The sequence below is a fragment of the Manganibacter manganicus genome (assembly GCF_002075885.1).
Taxonomy (GTDB): domain Bacteria; phylum Pseudomonadota; class Alphaproteobacteria; order Rhizobiales; family Rhizobiaceae; genus Mesorhizobium; species Mesorhizobium manganicum.
In genome coordinates this window covers 243,055-258,884 of the sequence record NZ_MDET01000023.1, presented here as the reverse complement: position 1 = coordinate 258,884, position 15,830 = coordinate 243,055, and the positions used below count along the sequence as shown (strand labels likewise).

17 protein-coding genes and 1 pseudogene are annotated in these 15,830 nt (G+C 57.5%); 10 read left to right on the top strand and 8 right to left on the bottom strand.

The window, feature by feature from the left end; genetic code table 11:
- Positions 1-98: 98 nt before the first annotated feature.
- The 10 genes from BFN67_RS15555 to BFN67_RS15510 are packed head-to-tail and all read left to right on the top strand — an operon-like array spanning position 99 to position 7,770.
- Positions 99-614, top strand: coding sequence for a hypothetical protein (locus BFN67_RS15555; RefSeq protein ID WP_204842179.1), 516 nt, complete (start codon positions 99-101; stop codon positions 612-614).
- A 48-nt stretch (positions 615-662) separates the two neighbouring features.
- Positions 663-1,250, top strand: a complete 588-nt coding sequence (locus BFN67_RS15550) for a 3'-5' exonuclease (RefSeq protein WP_139789206.1) — start codon at positions 663-665, stop codon at positions 1,248-1,250.
- 35 nt (positions 1,251-1,285) lie between these two features.
- Positions 1,286-1,582 (top strand): helix-turn-helix domain-containing protein, encoded by a 297-nt coding sequence (locus BFN67_RS15545; protein ID WP_080920451.1) that lies wholly within the window; start codon positions 1,286-1,288, stop codon positions 1,580-1,582.
- Positions 1,579-2,547 (top strand): GIY-YIG nuclease family protein, encoded by a 969-nt coding sequence (locus BFN67_RS24050; protein WP_139789204.1) that lies wholly within the window; start codon positions 1,579-1,581, stop codon positions 2,545-2,547. The genes BFN67_RS15545 and BFN67_RS24050 overlap by 4 nt, the downstream gene beginning before the upstream one ends.
- Positions 2,544-4,655 (top strand): hypothetical protein, encoded by a 2,112-nt coding sequence (locus BFN67_RS15535; RefSeq protein ID WP_080920449.1) that lies wholly within the window; start codon positions 2,544-2,546, stop codon positions 4,653-4,655. Before BFN67_RS24050 ends, BFN67_RS15535 begins: the two co-directional genes overlap by 4 nt.
- The gene (locus tag BFN67_RS15530; protein WP_080920448.1) at positions 4,637-5,038 is read left to right on the top strand and encodes a DUF2493 domain-containing protein; all 402 of its coding nucleotides are present in this window, start codon (positions 4,637-4,639) and stop codon (positions 5,036-5,038) included. The genes BFN67_RS15535 and BFN67_RS15530 overlap by 19 nt, the downstream gene beginning before the upstream one ends.
- Positions 5,035-5,277: a hypothetical protein gene (locus BFN67_RS15525; RefSeq protein WP_080920447.1), complete on the top strand. Its 243-nt coding sequence runs from the start codon at positions 5,035-5,037 to the stop codon at positions 5,275-5,277. Before BFN67_RS15530 ends, BFN67_RS15525 begins: the two co-directional genes overlap by 4 nt.
- Before the next feature lies 1 nt (position 5,278).
- On the top strand, positions 5,279-5,605 hold the full coding sequence (locus tag BFN67_RS15520) for a PDDEXK family nuclease (RefSeq protein WP_080920446.1): 327 nt from the start codon (positions 5,279-5,281) through the stop codon (positions 5,603-5,605).
- Positions 5,602-7,017, top strand: coding sequence for an SNF2-related protein (locus BFN67_RS15515; protein ID WP_080920445.1), 1,416 nt, complete (start codon positions 5,602-5,604; stop codon positions 7,015-7,017). The genes BFN67_RS15520 and BFN67_RS15515 overlap by 4 nt, the downstream gene beginning before the upstream one ends.
- A 57-nt stretch (positions 7,018-7,074) precedes the next feature.
- Positions 7,075-7,770, top strand: coding sequence for a hypothetical protein (locus tag BFN67_RS15510; protein WP_139789203.1), 696 nt, complete (start codon positions 7,075-7,077; stop codon positions 7,768-7,770).
- Here BFN67_RS15510 and BFN67_RS15505 read toward each other — a convergent pair.
- The 8 genes and pseudogenes from BFN67_RS15505 to BFN67_RS15470 all read right to left on the bottom strand — a co-directional run bounded on the left by BFN67_RS15505 (position 7,767) and on the right by BFN67_RS15470 (position 15,828).
- Positions 7,767-8,909 carry a tyrosine-type recombinase/integrase gene (locus tag BFN67_RS15505; protein WP_080920443.1) on the bottom strand — a complete coding sequence of 381 codons (1,143 nt, stop codon included), beginning with the start codon at positions 8,907-8,909 and terminating at the stop codon, positions 7,767-7,769. The genes BFN67_RS15510 and BFN67_RS15505 overlap by 4 nt on opposite strands.
- A 143-nt stretch (positions 8,910-9,052) precedes the next feature.
- Positions 9,053-9,373, bottom strand: a pseudogene (locus BFN67_RS15500) (alkaline phosphatase family protein); the annotation flags it as partial.
- Between the two features lie 30 nt (positions 9,374-9,403).
- A complete protein-coding gene (locus tag BFN67_RS15495; protein WP_080920442.1) occupies positions 9,404-11,065 on the bottom strand; it encodes an ABC transporter ATP-binding protein in 1,662 nt (553 codons plus the stop codon).
- Positions 11,058-11,912, bottom strand: a complete 855-nt coding sequence (locus BFN67_RS15490; RefSeq protein ID WP_080920441.1) for an ABC transporter permease — start codon at positions 11,910-11,912, stop codon at positions 11,058-11,060. Before BFN67_RS15490 ends, BFN67_RS15495 begins: the two co-directional genes overlap by 8 nt.
- Positions 11,909-12,868: an ABC transporter permease gene (locus BFN67_RS15485; protein WP_080920440.1), complete on the bottom strand. Its 960-nt coding sequence runs from the start codon at positions 12,866-12,868 to the stop codon at positions 11,909-11,911. The genes BFN67_RS15490 and BFN67_RS15485 overlap by 4 nt, the downstream gene beginning before the upstream one ends.
- 15 nt (positions 12,869-12,883) lie before the next feature.
- Positions 12,884-14,473, bottom strand: a complete 1,590-nt coding sequence (locus BFN67_RS15480) for an ABC transporter substrate-binding protein (RefSeq protein ID WP_080920439.1) — start codon at positions 14,471-14,473, stop codon at positions 12,884-12,886.
- Positions 14,474-14,728: 255 nt separating this feature from the next.
- A complete protein-coding gene (locus BFN67_RS15475) occupies positions 14,729-15,262 on the bottom strand; it encodes a nucleoside deaminase (protein ID WP_192856851.1) in 534 nt (177 codons plus the stop codon).
- Positions 15,263-15,318: 56 nt separating this feature from the next.
- Positions 15,319-15,828 carry an ureidoglycolate lyase gene (locus tag BFN67_RS15470; protein ID WP_080920437.1) on the bottom strand — a complete coding sequence of 170 codons (510 nt, stop codon included), beginning with the start codon at positions 15,826-15,828 and terminating at the stop codon, positions 15,319-15,321.
- Positions 15,829-15,830 lie beyond the last annotated feature (2 nt).

Genomic DNA, 15,830 nt, shown 5'->3' with positions numbered 1-15,830 from the left:
GAGGGCATTACGCGATGTCGTGCGACTTCTCGCCTGCGATTTCGCCTGGACCGCACTATCAGGGAGATTGGGGAGACATCGAAGGGGATGGGTGGGACTTGGCGATATTCCATCGCACCTGCACGTTCATGGCTAATTCGAGCGCCAAGCACCTGTATCAAAACATGCAGAAGGAGGGCGGGCTAAATGAGGCGCGTTGGTTGGAATTGGGGCGTCACGCATGGGCTTTCTGGAACCACATGCGCCTGTGCCCTGTTCGGTTCGTCGCTTGGGAGAATCCTGTGATGTTGGGTTATGCGCAGATGATGATCGGGAAACCAAACCAGACCGTGCAGCCATGGTGGTTCGGCGATGATCCCGACGGCCCTGACAACGTGACGAAAGGGACCTGTTGGTGGCTCAAGGGCGGGCTGCCCAAGTTGAGAAGAACCGGAACATTGGACGGCTCGACCGCCAGAGACGAAGTGTTTCGCATGGCACCCACCGCCGATCCTGAAGAACGTCGCATGGCGAGAAGTAAATTCACCCCAGGTCACGCCGCAGCCATCGCCGAGCAATGGGGCGATTGGGTTTTGCGGCAGAAACAATCCGACCTAACCGACCTTCTGGCTTGACACACTTTCACTTTTTAAGTGATATTGAGAACGATTAGGAGACACGACGTGAAATTCACACACCTGATGATCGACCTTGAAACGCTAGGAACCGCCGTCAACTGCCCCGTCGTTGCCGTCGGCGCCGTCTATTTCGACCCGAACACCGGCACGCTCGGCGATACCTTCGACGCTGCCATCGACATTGAAAGTGCGATGCAATTCGGCAAGGCTTCCGGCTCCACAATCAAATGGTGGCTAGGTCAATCCGATGCTGCGCGCCAGAAGGTCGTTCGCGGCCGGCAGCCGTCGGATGTCGTCTTCGGGGCGTTCTACGATTTCTGCCTGAAGCACGGCGACAACGTAAAGCCGTGGGGCAATGGCTCGTCGTTCGACATTTCCATCCTCGAATATGCTTTCGGTCGGATACTCGGCAAACCAGCACCTTGGAAGTTCTGGAACGTGCGTGACTGCCGCACAATCAAGGACCTAGCCGACGGCATCGTGACCTTTGAGGGCAAACTCGAAGGCACAGCCCACACCGCGCTCGATGACGCCAAGCACCAGGCGAACTACGTCTCCGTCTACTGGCAGGGATTGCGCGGTGTCACCAGAACTCCGGCGCCCGCAACGGATACGGGTGACTTGCTGGTATGACCAAGCCTATCCCATGCCCCTGCTGCGGTCGCGAGATGACGCATTTCCCTGCCGAGTCGCTGGTTCACGCACGATTCAGCGGTCAGATCGGAATCATCGTCAAGACACTCGCCGAAGCGTACCCAAGAGCCGTGAGCAAGGGCGCGCTTTTCGACGCCCTCTACGCCAGCGATCCGAACGGCGGCCCGGATGATCCGAACATCGTCAACGTGCTGCTCTATCGCGTGCGCAAGCAAATCGCGCCGTTCGGTTGGACGATACCTCTGAGCCGTGGAGGACACGGCATACAGGGCTTGCACCGTCTCGTGCCGTTGGAGGGTGCAGGCGAATGAGCGAGAAATTTCGTCCGAATTGGAGCACTGTTGAACGCCTATTTGGAGATGCGTTGTCTAGCCTTATTTCACAGTGGCAGAATGAAAATTCCAAAGATATTTTGAGACGTAATGACTTATACATAGCCACTACATGTTTAGACACAGGTTATAGCTGCAGGATAAGAGAACCTTCGCGAGCGGAAAACGACGAAAATTGGTATTTGATTGATAATAATCCAATTAACGGATCTATGTTAGGAATTTATGTATATAAATATGAAGTTGATATGATGTCGTCAATTAATAAAATGTGCTCAGAAAGTTCTTTGACTGACTATGCAATACTTACAGAGAAATCGGAATACTGTGTTTACTGCCCATTTATATGGTTATCTAAAGGATTCCCGTCGTATACTATTTACAACGTACAATTTCAATTTCCAGAAGAATTAACAGATTCATCTTTTGATGTTTTTAAGTCTGGTTACATCGGGGTTACGTCAAGACATCCAATGCAGAGATTCAACGAGCATCGTCGAGATATGCTCAACGGGGGAGGGCATTTTTTTCACTCTGCGTGGCGCTCTTTGGCCGGAATAGAAGAGAGATGGGGCGTTGATATCCCCAACAGCGGAAAGGTCATGCCTTCGTTCTGCCTAATAGGTAGGGCCGACACACTTGATGAAATATACGAGTTAGAAAACAGGTACGTAGCCAAACATACGCTCGCTCCGAAGGGCCTGAATGCGATCCCCGGCGGTCGAGAGGGTCTTAAGTACATCCACCTGTGGAAAGAAAATCAACCTCTCGCAGACATTGACGCGCGAGATGCGGCATTGATTGACCTTGAAAAAGGTCGCTCTGCCGCTGCCGCACACTACCGAAAGGGTCACATCAGACATCTACCCGAAGGTTTTCAGAAGCGAACAACATGGGTCAGTCCGTGTTGGGTTAATCTTCCGAAGTTGGATGTAGCAGCATGAACGCCAGCGCCAGCCCGGTCGCCATAGACGCGCATCAGCGCAAGACGATCATTGTAGACATCGAAGTCTACAAGAACGTCACGCTTGTCTGTATGAAGCAGATCGAGACCGGCAAAATCCTCATCATGGAGAACAGCGACCGTTCGACCATCGACCTCGATCGCCTGCGCAACATTCTCCTGACCCACACGGCCGTAGGCTTCAACAGCATGGGCTACGACGCACCGCTGTTGTGGATGATCATAGCCGGCGCCGGTCCCGCGAAGGTCAAGGCGGCCAGCGACAGGATCATCAAGGGACGCATTCGTTGGTGGGACGTTGAGGAACAGATCGGGGTACATATCCCGTTCCGGTTCAAGCAGAACCACATCGATCTTATCGAGCCGCAGCCAAATCCGTTTGCGAGCCTCAAGGTGCTCCACGGCCGGATGCACGGCCTAACCCTCCAAGACCTGCCGTTCGACCCTGACAGGGTTCTCACGTTCGACGAGATCGACCTTCTACGCGAATACGTCGTGAACGACATCGTTGCCACGGAACTTCTGTACGTCGCTCTAAAGGAAGAACTGCATCTGCGCGAGATCGTGGGAAACGATCTGGGTATTGATCTGCGGTCCAAATCCGACTCTCAGATGGGCCTGGCGATCATCAAGAAGCGCGTCGAGTCTGTCCTCGGTCGCAGGATCGAGCGCCAAAAAGTCCAAGCCGGATGGACGTTCCAATACGCCCCGCCTGACTATTTGCAATTCGAGACGCCTTTTCTCCGAGACCTTCTTACGCGAATATCCGAGCATCAGTTCATCGTCCGTGACGACGGCAAGGTCGATCTGCCGAAGTGGTTATCCGATGCCGAGATCATCATAGGTTCGACCCAATACTCAATGGGCATCGGCGGGCTCCACTCGATGGAGTCCAACCGTGCAATCAAGTCAGACGACGATAACGTGCTCTGTGACGTTGACGCAGGGTCTTACTATCCTGCGATCATCCTGGCGCTCGGCCTGTATCCGATGGCAACGGGCAGGAGTTTCCTTCATGCGTATAGAGACATTCGCGATGATCGCATGCAAGCAAAGCGTAAGAAAGACAAAGTAAGAGACAAGGGATTTAAGATCGCGTTGAATGGAGGTGGCTTCGGATCGCTAGGAAGTCCTTACTCATTTACTTATGCCCCGCATCTTCTTATTGCAACAACACTTACAGGACAACTTGCGTTGCTTCTTCTTATAGAGCGAGCAGAACGCCTCGGCATAAAAGTTGTCAGCGCAAACACTGACGGTATCGTCTTTTACTGCCCGCGCGACAAATGGGGCGGTGTGGCGCTTGACGACGGCGGGAACCGCACGGTTCGCCTGAACCCGTGTGCCCTGAACGATGTTCTTGAGCAATGGGAAAAGGACACTGAGTTCAACCTAGAAGCGACAGAATACAAGGCGCTCTACAACCAGTCGGTAAACAGTTATTTCGCGCTGAAGGCCGACGGCGGGCACAAGCGCAAGGGACCCAACTCGAACCCGTGGAACCCTGACAAGTCAGATTTCGACCCACGCGGCCAATTGATGAAGAACCCGCAGATGACGATCTGCTCTGACGCCGCGCTCGCCAAGATCAAACATGGCACACCAGTCGCCGAGACGATCCGCAACTGCCGCGACATCAAGCAGTTCGTAACCGTCATCAAGGCTGCGAAGGGCGCCACCTGGGAGCCATCTCCGCAGTACAAGCGCCAGCATTTCCCCGAATACACAGCGTATGACGGAACCCAACTTCCTGCGCACGACGCAGATGTCTATCCCGGTGGTGGCTCCTACCTTGGAAAAGTCGTGCGGTATTATTGGGGTGTGAACGGAGCACCGATCTACCGCGCCGATCCACATCCTACCACGGGAAATTTCGCCAAGGTGCCTAAGACCGACGGCGCCATCGAGTGCATGCGACTGCCCGACGAGTTTCCAGACGACATCGACTATGAACGGTACATCGCCGAGGCCGAGAGCATTTTGAGCGACCTTGGATACTACGGGCCGAAGGTCGAGCCTCGCAAACCAATTCGTATCACCAAGGCAAACAGGGAGGCCGTGCTTCGCGCATGGCTGCTGGCGGCGTGAGCAAAATTCTAGCCTGTGGCGGCCGCGAGTATCGAGATTACAGACGCCTTTCGTCCGTGCTCGATAACCTGTGCCACGAACGCGGTTGGATTGTCGGTAGCCCCGATGGCCTATGGATGCCAAACGTCACGGTGATTTCCGGTATGGCGCGCGGCGCCGACACGCTCGCGGTCGATTGGGCCACCGACAATTTCTGCCCGACTCTCAAATTCTACGCCGATTGGGACACCCACGGCAAAGCGGCAGGCCCAATCCGCAATCAGCAAATGATCGACGAAGGGAAACCTGATTTGGTTGTCGCTTTCCCCGGAGGTCGGGGAACGGCCGACATGGTTCGCAGATCACGGAAGGCCGGCATCGAAGTGGTGGAGATTTTAGCATGAGGTGGAAAGGCGAAACTTACGACGAATGGTACGACCGCGTGACTACGTGGCAGCGTTCGTTCTGCTGGAAGCCACGTCAAACTGACGACGGCATGTGGGTTTGGCTCGACTTCGTTTGGGAGCGCCTGTTCCCCATCGACGGCGATGAGGTTCGTTGGGTGGCGCTTGCCGATCTGCCGAATCTCGAACCCGATCCAATCTACCGTTCCGAAAATGCTCGAATCATGAAGGCTCATTGAGATGAAAGTCCTCGACGACTTCGATTTCACGCCCCGCCGCATCGAGGCCAACGAAGAACTCGACGCCGTGGCCTGGGCCGAAAACAACGGGTGGGTAGTGCGTAAGATTCAGTACGTCGGCCGCCGCTCTTGCCCCGATCGTCTGTTCGCCGGCTACGGGCAATTGTTCCTCATCGAAATGAAGAAGCCCAAGACATCCACCAAAAAAGGTGAGTTGTCCGAGGGTCAGCGCGTCGAGTTCGAGCGGTTCGCGGCAGTCGGTGTGACGGTTCACGTATTTTATAGCGCCGCCGAGACCATTGAATTTTTGAAGTCGAGGATGGTGTGAAGCCAAGAGACCCTTCCGACCTGCGCAAAGGTCAGCGGCTCATAGCCGAGATTATCCGTAAGAATCCGAGCAAACTGATCATCAGTGGCATGGGGAGCGGTAAGACGGGCGCCACGCTCGATGCTCTCTACGATATGCTGAATCGGTTCGAGATTTCGCATGTGCTCGTAATTGCTCCAAAATTCGTCGCCTCGAACACCTGGCCCGACGAAATTCGCGCGTGGTCGCACACCCGCGTGCTGTCTTGCGCGGTTGCCGTCGGCACCGCCGAGGAACGCGCAGCGGCCATTGCCAAGCGGGCCGAGATCACCTGCGTGAATTTCGACAATTTGCAATGGCTGGCGAAGCACATTCGCAGTGTTGAGAACTGGTATTGGGACACGGTTGTAATCGATGAGAGTTCCAGGCTGAAGCAAGGTGAAGGTCGCACGAAGCCGACCAAGGTGAAGACCGTCAAGAAGGGGGGCGAGATCGAGATAAAAGTGAGGCCCGGTGGCAACATGACGCGCTTCGGCATCATGACCACGGCTCGCCGCAAGATCGACCGAGTGATCGAGTTGACGGGCACGCCGGCTCCGCAAGGACTCATTGACCTTTGGGGTCAGGCGTATCTGCTCGATCAGGGCAGGGCGCTTGGCCGCAACAAGTCCGAATTTGAGAAGACGTGGTTCGACAAGGATTTGTACACCCATACCGTGACGCCGAAGGAGGGTGCCGAAGCCGGCATCTTGAAGCGTCTCGAACATCTCCTAGTGACCATCCCGCCTGAAAAAGTGACGCCAGACCCGCAATTCGTTCCCATGAAAGTGCGGCTGTCTGAGAAAACGATGCGAGATTATCGGGATTTCGAGGCTACTCTTTATAGCGAACCCCACGATGTAGAAGCGGTATCGAATGGCGTACTTGCCAACAAGCTCCTTCAGTGGGCCAACGGCAGTATGTATCGCGAAGACCGTTCCGTGGTGCATATCCACGATGCCAAAATGGAAGCCTTGGAAGAACTCGTTGAGACCGCGCAAGGCGAGAATTTGCTTGTTTTCTACGGCTTCAAATTCGACAAGGATTCGATCCGCAAACGCTTCCCCCACGCGGTCGTCGCAAACGAATCCAAGGATTTTGTAACCGATTGGAATAACAATAAAATTCGTCTTGGACTGGCCCATCCAGCGTCTATCGGTCACGGCACAAATCTACAATATGGCGGGCATATTGCCGTTTGGTACGGGCTGACCTTTTCATTGGAGCTTTGGTTGCAGGCCAACGCCCGCCTTCCGCGACCCGGCCAGACCAAACAAGTCCTTATTTACCCGATCATCGCAGAGGGAACGTATGATGAACGCGCGTTAACTGTGCTCAACGATAAGGATTCGACGCAGGACCGGATCATCCGAAATTTCACCTATCGATCTTGACATTCACTTTTTTTGCTCACATTTCTCACTTATATTTTTGTATAAGGAGTTTTTAATATGAGTATTGAGCAAGAGAGTAAATCGTTGAAAAAGTTAGCGCATCCTGATTTTGGACGGCGCATGGATAAAGCTGTTGACGGGAATCCTGACGTTCCCGACATCAATTTCGGTCGTCTCACATGGTTCGTCGAGCAGCTTGAAAAACACGGTATCACTGTCACCGTTGAAGGTGTGCGGAAGTGGTTTTATGGCGAGACAAAACCAAGAGATAAGACGCTAAACGCACTTGCCGTCATATTGAAAGTTGATCCTGATTGGCTTGCCAGCGGCCGTTCGCCGGCTCTGACCGACCGCGAGGTCAAGCAGATCGGCAACATCAGCAGCGGCGTCCAGGCGCTTGTTGCAGGATTCGTTCAGATGGACGGCGGTCACACAGCGTTTCCGGCCACCGACGACCGAGACGCCAAGGAAAAGCACATCGATCTTTACGCGATCATTCGCGGCGCCAAATACAATTTCCACATCGCCACCATTGTGCGGAAGGGCGACGAGACAAGGATAGTCGTGTCTCGGAAGGCTGAAGGATCGACCGTGGTGATCGCCGTGGAACGCATTGAAGGATTCGCAATTCGTATCTATGAGATCGATTGGGCAACGATTGTCGAAAAGGGCGAACGCCAGAACAACGATATCTCTTTCCTGCTCGAAGACGTTGCGCCGCGCGAGATCGAGTCCTTCAAGGACAGAATTTAACTCAGCACCCCGCTCAGATCGCCGCGCTCCTGTTCGTCCAGCCAGTCGCTATACCACTGAAGGATTTCCCGCTTCTGTTTTAACAATTCACTGGCATCGTAGGCCGCTTCGACCTTGTTGCCGGTCACATGGGCAAGGCAACGCTCCACAACTTGCCCATCAAGACGGGCCTCGGTGCATACCGTCTTGAACAGTGCTCGCATCCCGTGGCCCGTTGCTTGAGTGAAGCCTAGCCGCCGCTGGATGCCGTAGAGCATCGTGTTTTCGTTCATCATTCCTCGTCGTTTGCCGGGGAACAAGAACTCACCGTCTCTAGGCAATTTTGTCAGAATGCCTACAACCTGATCGGTCAGCGGGACGGAATGTTCTCTGGTCATTTTCATCCGGTCAGCCGGGATCGTCCATATACGGCGGCGCTCGTCGATCTCCGACCACGTAGCGCCTCGAACTTCTGTCGTCCTAGCAGCAGTTCTGAGCATGAACTCTACTGCCAGGGCGGCCCGCTTGTCTTCTGTTGGGTAACGACGCAGAGCCGACATGAACTCACCGACACGATCGACTGGCAGCATGGGCATGTGTTTGGTGGCGGGCCGCTTGGCCAAGACGAGGTTCAGACCGACGGCGGGGTTCGTTGTTGCCTTCCCCTCGGCGATCGCCAGCACGAAGATGCCTTCGATGTTTTGCCGCAAGCGCCTGGTAATGTCACGCGCGCCGCGCGCTTCTATGTTGCGCAGCACGTCCAGTACGTCGGCCGACGTGATCGAGGCCATTGATTTTTTGCCGAGAAGCGGGAAGGCGTCTTTCTTGATGCGAGAGAGAACTCGTGAGGCATGACGTGGTGCCCACTCTGGCGACTTCAATCTGAACCAGGTCATCGCAGACACCTCGAAGGTATCTGACGCAGGAAGGGGTTCCAGTTTTCCTTTCTTGAAGTCCTCGGCCGCGAGGCGAGCGCGAGCCGGCGAGAACTCAGGGAAGCTCCCTATGTTGAGGTCTTTTTGCACTTTCCCGACACGGTAGGCCAGACGCCATGTCTTATTTCCGCGCGGCGTGACGTTGAGATAAAGCCCGCCACCGTCCGTCAGTTTGACCGGTTTGCCCGTAGCCGTGGCGGTTCGGCAATCACGTTCTGTTAGCATGTTGGGAGAGTCCTTTCAAAATGTGTTGGGAGTCTTCCAACAAAACGCCGTAGGTGTCAACAAGTGCCCATGAGTGCCAACCGCCAGACCACTTGATTCCTATGGGAATTGGAACCGAGAAAATAGACAGATTTCACTTTTCGGTAGTGGTTGAAGAATTCCGACCAGTAGGAATGGGTCACCGCGCCGGTTACGCCGCCGGCCTTCGAGATTTCAGAAAACAGGTCCGGCTGTTCGACGCGGAAGCGCTCCTCGTTGGAGCGGATGCCATGCACCTGTGGCGACACGCCGGTATGGATCGAGACATAGCAGCAGGCAGAAGTGGACGGCAGCACCGAACGCATCTTCCATACCTGCGCTTCGCCGGATTGCACCCAGCCTTCGAGATTGCCGAACAGCCGCCGCCAGTTGCGCCACGGCACGCCGTCCAGAACGATGAGCAGGAGTTTGCTGTTCAATGCCATCGGCGGACCTCAATGGTTGGGCCGAAGAATCTAATTCCCCGCAGCTTCCATGCGCCGTCCGGAAATGGCCTTTTCCAGCCAGCCGACCTGCATTTGCGGCACGGAAGACAGAAGAAGGTCGGTATAGGCGTCGAAAGGCGGTTTGAGCACCTCGCTCTTGGGACCGTAGCGCACCACTTCGCCGCGATACATCACCGCGATCGAATCGGCGATCGACTTCACCGTGGCGAGATCGTGCGTGATGAACAGATAGGCGACGTTCTCTTCCTTCTGCAGTTCCAGAAGAAGCTTCAATATGCCGTTGGCCACCAGCGGATCGAGCGCCGACGTCACCTCGTCGCATATGATCAGCTTCGGCTTGGCGGCGAGCGAGCGGGCGATGCACACGCGCTGCTTCTGGCCGCCTGAAAGCTCGGCCGGATAGCGGTCGAGGAAGCCCTTGCCCATCTCGATCTTGTCGAGCAGTTCGAGCACCCGTTCCTTGCGTTCCCTGCCGCGCATGCCGAAATAGAATTGTAGCGGACGCCCGATGATCGTGCCCACCGTCTGGCGCGGGTTCATCGCCACGTCGGCCATCTGGTAGATCATCTGCAACTGGCGCAGGTCTTCCTTGCTTCGCCCGGCAAGACGTGGCGGCAGGGTGCGCCCTTCGAAGCTGATGGAGCCTTCCGACGGCGGCAGAAGCCCGGTAATGGCGCGCGCCAGAGTCGATTTACCGGAGCCGGATTCGCCGACCACGGCCAAGGTCTGGCCGGCGTTGATGTCGACCGAGACGTTCTTCAGCACCTTGACCGTGCCGCCGCCATAAGACGCGGTGACGTTCTTGACCAAAAGCAGAGGCTGCGGTGCCGGCTTTTTTTCCTCATGCGCGATGTGGTGCACGGAAACCAGGGCGCGGGTGTATTCCTCTTTTGGCTCGCCGATGATCTGCTGGGTGGCGCCATATTCTACCTTCTTGCCATGGCGCAGCACCATGATGTCGTCCGAAACCTGGGCGACGACGGCAAGATCATGGGTGATGTAGAGCGCGGCGACTCCGGTATCGCGGATCGCCTTCTTGATCGCCGCCAGCACATCAATCTGCGTGGTGACGTCGAGCGCCGTGGTCGGCTCGTCGAAGACGATGAGATCGGGTTGCGAGCACAGCGCCATCGCCGTCATCACGCGCTGCAATTGCCCGCCGGAGACCTGATGGGGAAACCGCTCGCCGATATGCTCGGGGTCGGGCAGGCTGAGTTCGCGGAAGAGCGCCACCGCGCGCCGCTCGGCCTCGGCACGGCTGCAGACGCCATGCTTGACCGAGGCTTCCACCACCTGCCGCATCAGCCGGTGCGCCGGGTTGAAGGCCGCCGCCGCCGATTGCGCGACATAGCAGACCTCGTTGCCGCGCAGCTTGCGCAGGCCGGGGCGGTCCTTGAGGATGTCGCGGCCGTTGAGTATGACCTTGCCGCCGGTAATGCGCACGCCGCCACGGCCATAGCCCATCGAGGACAGCCCGACGGTCGATTTGCCGGCGCCCGATTCGCCAATCAGGCCGAGCACCTTGCCCGGCTCGAGCGTCAATGAGACGTCATCGACGATGACGACGTTTTCAGGGTCGCCGCCGGGGGGATAGACCGTCGCCTCGATGCGCAAATTGTGGATTTCGAGCAGCTTGCCGGTCTTGCTGGTCTTGCCCTCTGTTCTAGCCATTGCCACGGCCTCCCTTGAGGTCGCTCGTGCGGTTCAGCACCCAATCGGCGACGAGGTTGACCGAAATGGCCAGGATCGAGATGGCGGCGGCCGGTATGAGGGCGGCCGGGATGCCGAACACGATGCCTTCCTTGTTTTCCTTCACCATTGCGCCCCAGTCGGCGGCCGGTGGCTGGACGCCAAGGCCGAGGAAGGACAGCGCCGATAAAAACAGCACCGCGAAGATGAAGCGCAGGCCAAGTTCTGCGACCAGCGGCGACAGCGCATTGGGCAGGATCTCGCGGAAGATCACCCAGATTCGGCCTTCGCCGCGCAGTTTCGCCGCCTCGACGAAGTCCATGACATTGATGTCGACAGCGACGGCGCGGGCGAGGCGATAGACGCGGGTGGCATCGAGAATGCCCATCACCAGGATCAGGATCAGCATCGTGCCGGGCAGCACGGACAGCACGACCAGCGCGAAGATCAGCGTCGGGATCGACATGAGAAGATCGACGCCGCGCGACAGAAGCTGATCGAACCAGCCGCCGATCACCGCCGCCGTGAAGCCGAGCACCGAGCCCAATCCGAAAGACAGGACGGTGGCAGCCGCGGCAATGGTGATGGTGGTGCGTGCGCCGAAGATCATTCGCGACAGCAGGTCGCGGCCGAGATTGTCGGTGCCCAGCCAATGCGCGCCGGAGATCGGTTCCCACACGTCGCCGACGATCTGGGCGTTGCCGAACGGCGCCACCCATGGCGCGAAAATAGCCGCGAACAGGAAAAGGCCGCTGACGATGAGCCCGATCCAGGCGCTTATCGGGATGCGGGGGAACCTGAAACTTCTGCTTTCCGACGCTGCGCTCATTTCGGGTGCCTCAAGCGTGGATTGGACAGGATGGAGGCGATATCGGCGATGATGTTCAGGCAGATATAGACGGCCGCGAAGATGATGCCGCAGGCCTGCACCACTGGTATGTCGCGCTTGGCGACGTGATCGACCAGATATTGCCCCATGCCGGGATAGACGAAGATGACCTCGACCACCACGACGCCGACCACCAGATAGGCGAGGTTCAGCATGACGACATTGACGATGGGCGCGATGGCGTTCGGGAAGGCATGGCGGCGGATGATCTCGAACGGGGAAAGTCCCTTGAGTTCCGCCGTCTCGATATAGGCCGACTGCATGACGTTGAGGATTGCGGCGCGCGTCATGCGCATCATGTGCGCGAGCACCACCAGCGTCAGCGTCGTGGCCGGCAGCGCGATCGCCCTCATGCGGTCGGCGAAGGACATGCCGTCATAAACGGTCGACACGCTGGGGAACCATTGCAGATAGACGGCGACGTAATAGATCAGCACATAGCCGATGAAGAATTCCGGCAGCGAGATCGTCGCCAGCGTGGTGGCCGAGATCAGCTTGTCGATGAAGCCATCCTTGTGACGCACGGCGATCAGACCGAGCGTGATGGCCAGAGGCACTGCCACGATGGCCGCCCAGAAAGCGAGGAAAAGCGTATTCTTCAGGCGGTCGCCGACCGATGTGGCGATATCCTGGCCATTCGACAGCGCGTGGCCCAGATCGCCATGCAGCAGGCCGGCAAGCCAGCGGAAATAGCGCACATAGGCGGGGTCGTTCAGCCCCAGCTGGGCGCGCAGATTGGCCAGCGCCTGCGGTGTCGCAGCCTGTCCGAGAATGGATTGAGCAACGTCGCCCGGCAGGATTTGCGTGCCGGCGAAGATCAGCACAGATACCGCAAAGAGGAGCAGGACGCCCAGCGCAACGCGCTGGGCGACCAGTTTCAGGACAGGTGAACCCATGCGCTCACTGCCGGATCAAGCCGCGAGCCAGCACATGGCCAGCGCATAGCCGCCGCACATTTCCTGAGCGGGATTGTTGACCCAGCCTTCGACACCCTTGCCGCTGGCGTCGATATACTGATTGAAGAAGGGTACGATCAGCCCGCCTTCGTCACGCATGACCATGGCGATGTCATGATACATCTTCTTGCGCTTGTCTTCATCGAGTTCGCCGCGCGCCGCGATGACCATCTTGTCGAATTCCGGCCGCTTCCAGCGTGTGTCGTTCCAGTCCGCGCTGGAAACATAGGCGGTCGAATACATCTGGTCCTGGGTCGCGCGGCCACCCCAATAGGAGAGCGAGAACGGCTTCTTGTTCCACACTTCCGACCAGTAGCCGTCACCCGGCTCGCGCTCCACCTGGATGGTGATGCCGGCCTTGGCGCAGCTCTGCTGGTAAAGCTGGGCGGCATCGACCGCGCCCGGAAAGGCGACATCGGAAGTCCTGAGAAGGATCGAGCCGCTATGGCCGGATTTTTTGTATAGCTCCGCCGCCTTTTCGGGATCGAATTTGCGCTGTTCGATATCGGCGGGAAACAGCGGATAGGCCTCGTTGATCGGGAAGTCGTTGCCCACCGAACCGTAGCCGCGCAGGATCGTTTGCAGCATCTCCTCGCGATCCATGGCGAGCTTGAGCGCCATGCGCAGGTCATTATTGTCGAAGGGCGCCGTGTCGCAGAACATGTTGAACGGATAAAAGCCGCGTCCCGACACGTTCTGGATGGTGACACCCGAAATCCGCTTCACCAGATCGACGATCTTCGGCTCGACGCGGTTGATCATGTTGACTTGGCCGCTTTGCAGAGCCGCCGTGCGCGCCGTGGCGTCGTTGATGACCAGGATCAGCACCTGATCGGCATGGCCGAGCTTATCGCCCTGCCAATAATTCTTGAACTTCTCGCCACCATAGCGCACGCCCGGCTCGTTGATCGTCACCTTGTAGGGGCCGGCGCTGATGCCGGCATTCGGATCGTCCTTGCCACCATTCGGCTGGATGACGAGGTGATAATCGGCCATCAGATAGGGGAAGTCGGCATTGGCGTCTTTCAGGCCGATGACGACATTATCGCCGTCCACCTTCATCGTCTCGATACCCTGGAGAATGCCGAGCGCGGCCGATTTCGACTTGGCGTCGCTGTGGCGTTCCAGCGTCGCCACGACATCTTCGGGCTTCACGGTCTTGCCGTCATGGAATTCGATGTCCTTGCGGATTTTCATCGTCCAGGTCTTGGCGTCCGGCGACGAGCCGATCTCCTCGGCAATGCGCTGTTCGAGGCTGCCGTCCGGCTTCAGTTCCACCAGAAGCTCGCCCCAGCATTTGCCGAAGCTGAAATTGACCTGGCTGAGGTTAAGCGCCGGATCGAGAACATTGGAGGATTCACCGCCTTGCAGGCCGGCTTTCAGCGTTCCGCCCTTGACCGGACCTGCCGCCTTGGCCGCATCGGCAAGCATGGTGTTGGCGAAAGCGGCGCCGACACCAAGTGCGGCGGCGCGGCCAAGGAAATCGCGACGGTTGAGCTTGCCGCTGGCGACATGGCGGCTCAGGAATTCCAGTTCTTTAGACATTGTTTTTGCTCCTCACTCTGGCGGTACGACACGAAGGCCGCATTTTTTGTTGATTATTGGCTCAATAATGATCGTAAGCCAAAGCCCAACGCAAGGCCCAATGCGACATGATGTGGCGTAAAACGCATGTTGCCGCTCCGTGGGCGGCGGGGATGCCGGTGATTTCGGCATTGTTGCACAGGGCAAAAATCCTGCTTCGGGCTGCTTCTAGCGCCGTTGGGAAGCGATTCGCAACCGCGCCACCCGATTGGCGGTTCAGTTCAGCGGGATGTCGTTGTCGGCCTTGCCGGCCTGGTAGATATCCGACATCGCGTCGTAAAGCACTGAAATTGCGCCGATTCTGGCCTCCAGACGCGCGCGTTCGGCTTCCGGCAATTCACGCACCAGCCTGCGAATGGAGTAGCTTTTCCAATAGGCGTTTTCGGCATTGTAGCCGCCGGGGTCGAGGGTGAAAACCTCTTTCAGGATTCTCAAATCGTGCGGAATCGCAAAACTGTCGCGCGAATCCTCATGGCTGAACAGATAGTAGAAATTGTCGAAGCCGGCCCAGGTGATCGCCGACAGGCAAAGCGAGCAAGGCTCATGCGTTGAAAGGAAAATCGCGTCTTTCGTGTCGACGCGCTCGGCCCTGGGCATCTCGTAAAAACGCTTCAGGCAATGCATCTCACCATGCCACAGCGGATTGTTGGTTTCATTGTTGGTTTCCGCCAGAACCAGAGAGTGATCATTCTTCCTTAACACCGCGGCGCCAAACAGTTTATTGCCCTCGGCAACGCCCTGCGCCGTCATCGGCACAATGTTGTATTCGATCACGTCGAGCAGCCGGTCGATCAGCGAGATGTCGGTCAAAGGCCAGCTCCCTTCGGCAGATGAATCTCGTAGGGGTGCGAGAAGTAGAATTCCTCGACATTGGAACCGTCGCCGCCGCGATCGACGATGATGAAATCCTGTGGCTGGCCGATAGGGGTCAGTACGCCATGCCAGCGGCCGCGCGGATAGTTGATGCCCTGGCCGGGCTGGGTCAGGAAGGCCTGAGGCGTGCCGGGGCCGTCAGGCCCGTCCGGGCACACGACAACGACGAAGGGGCGCGGCGAAAGCGGAATGAAGGCCTGGCTGCCGAAGGGATGGCGCTCGACCATCGAAAGCGCCAGCGGAAATTCGTAAGGGGTGCCGCGCGCCATGGAAATCAGCACGCGGGCGTTCGGCCCGGTCGCTTCGGCGGTTGCGAGTTCGTGGTAACGTTCGCATTTGCCGTTATTGATCGGGTAGTGATTGGCCCCGCCCATGTCGATCACCTCGCCGAAGGGCGCGAAGCTTTCGCGGGTAAGCGGCTGGGCGGTGATGATGCCGGACACGC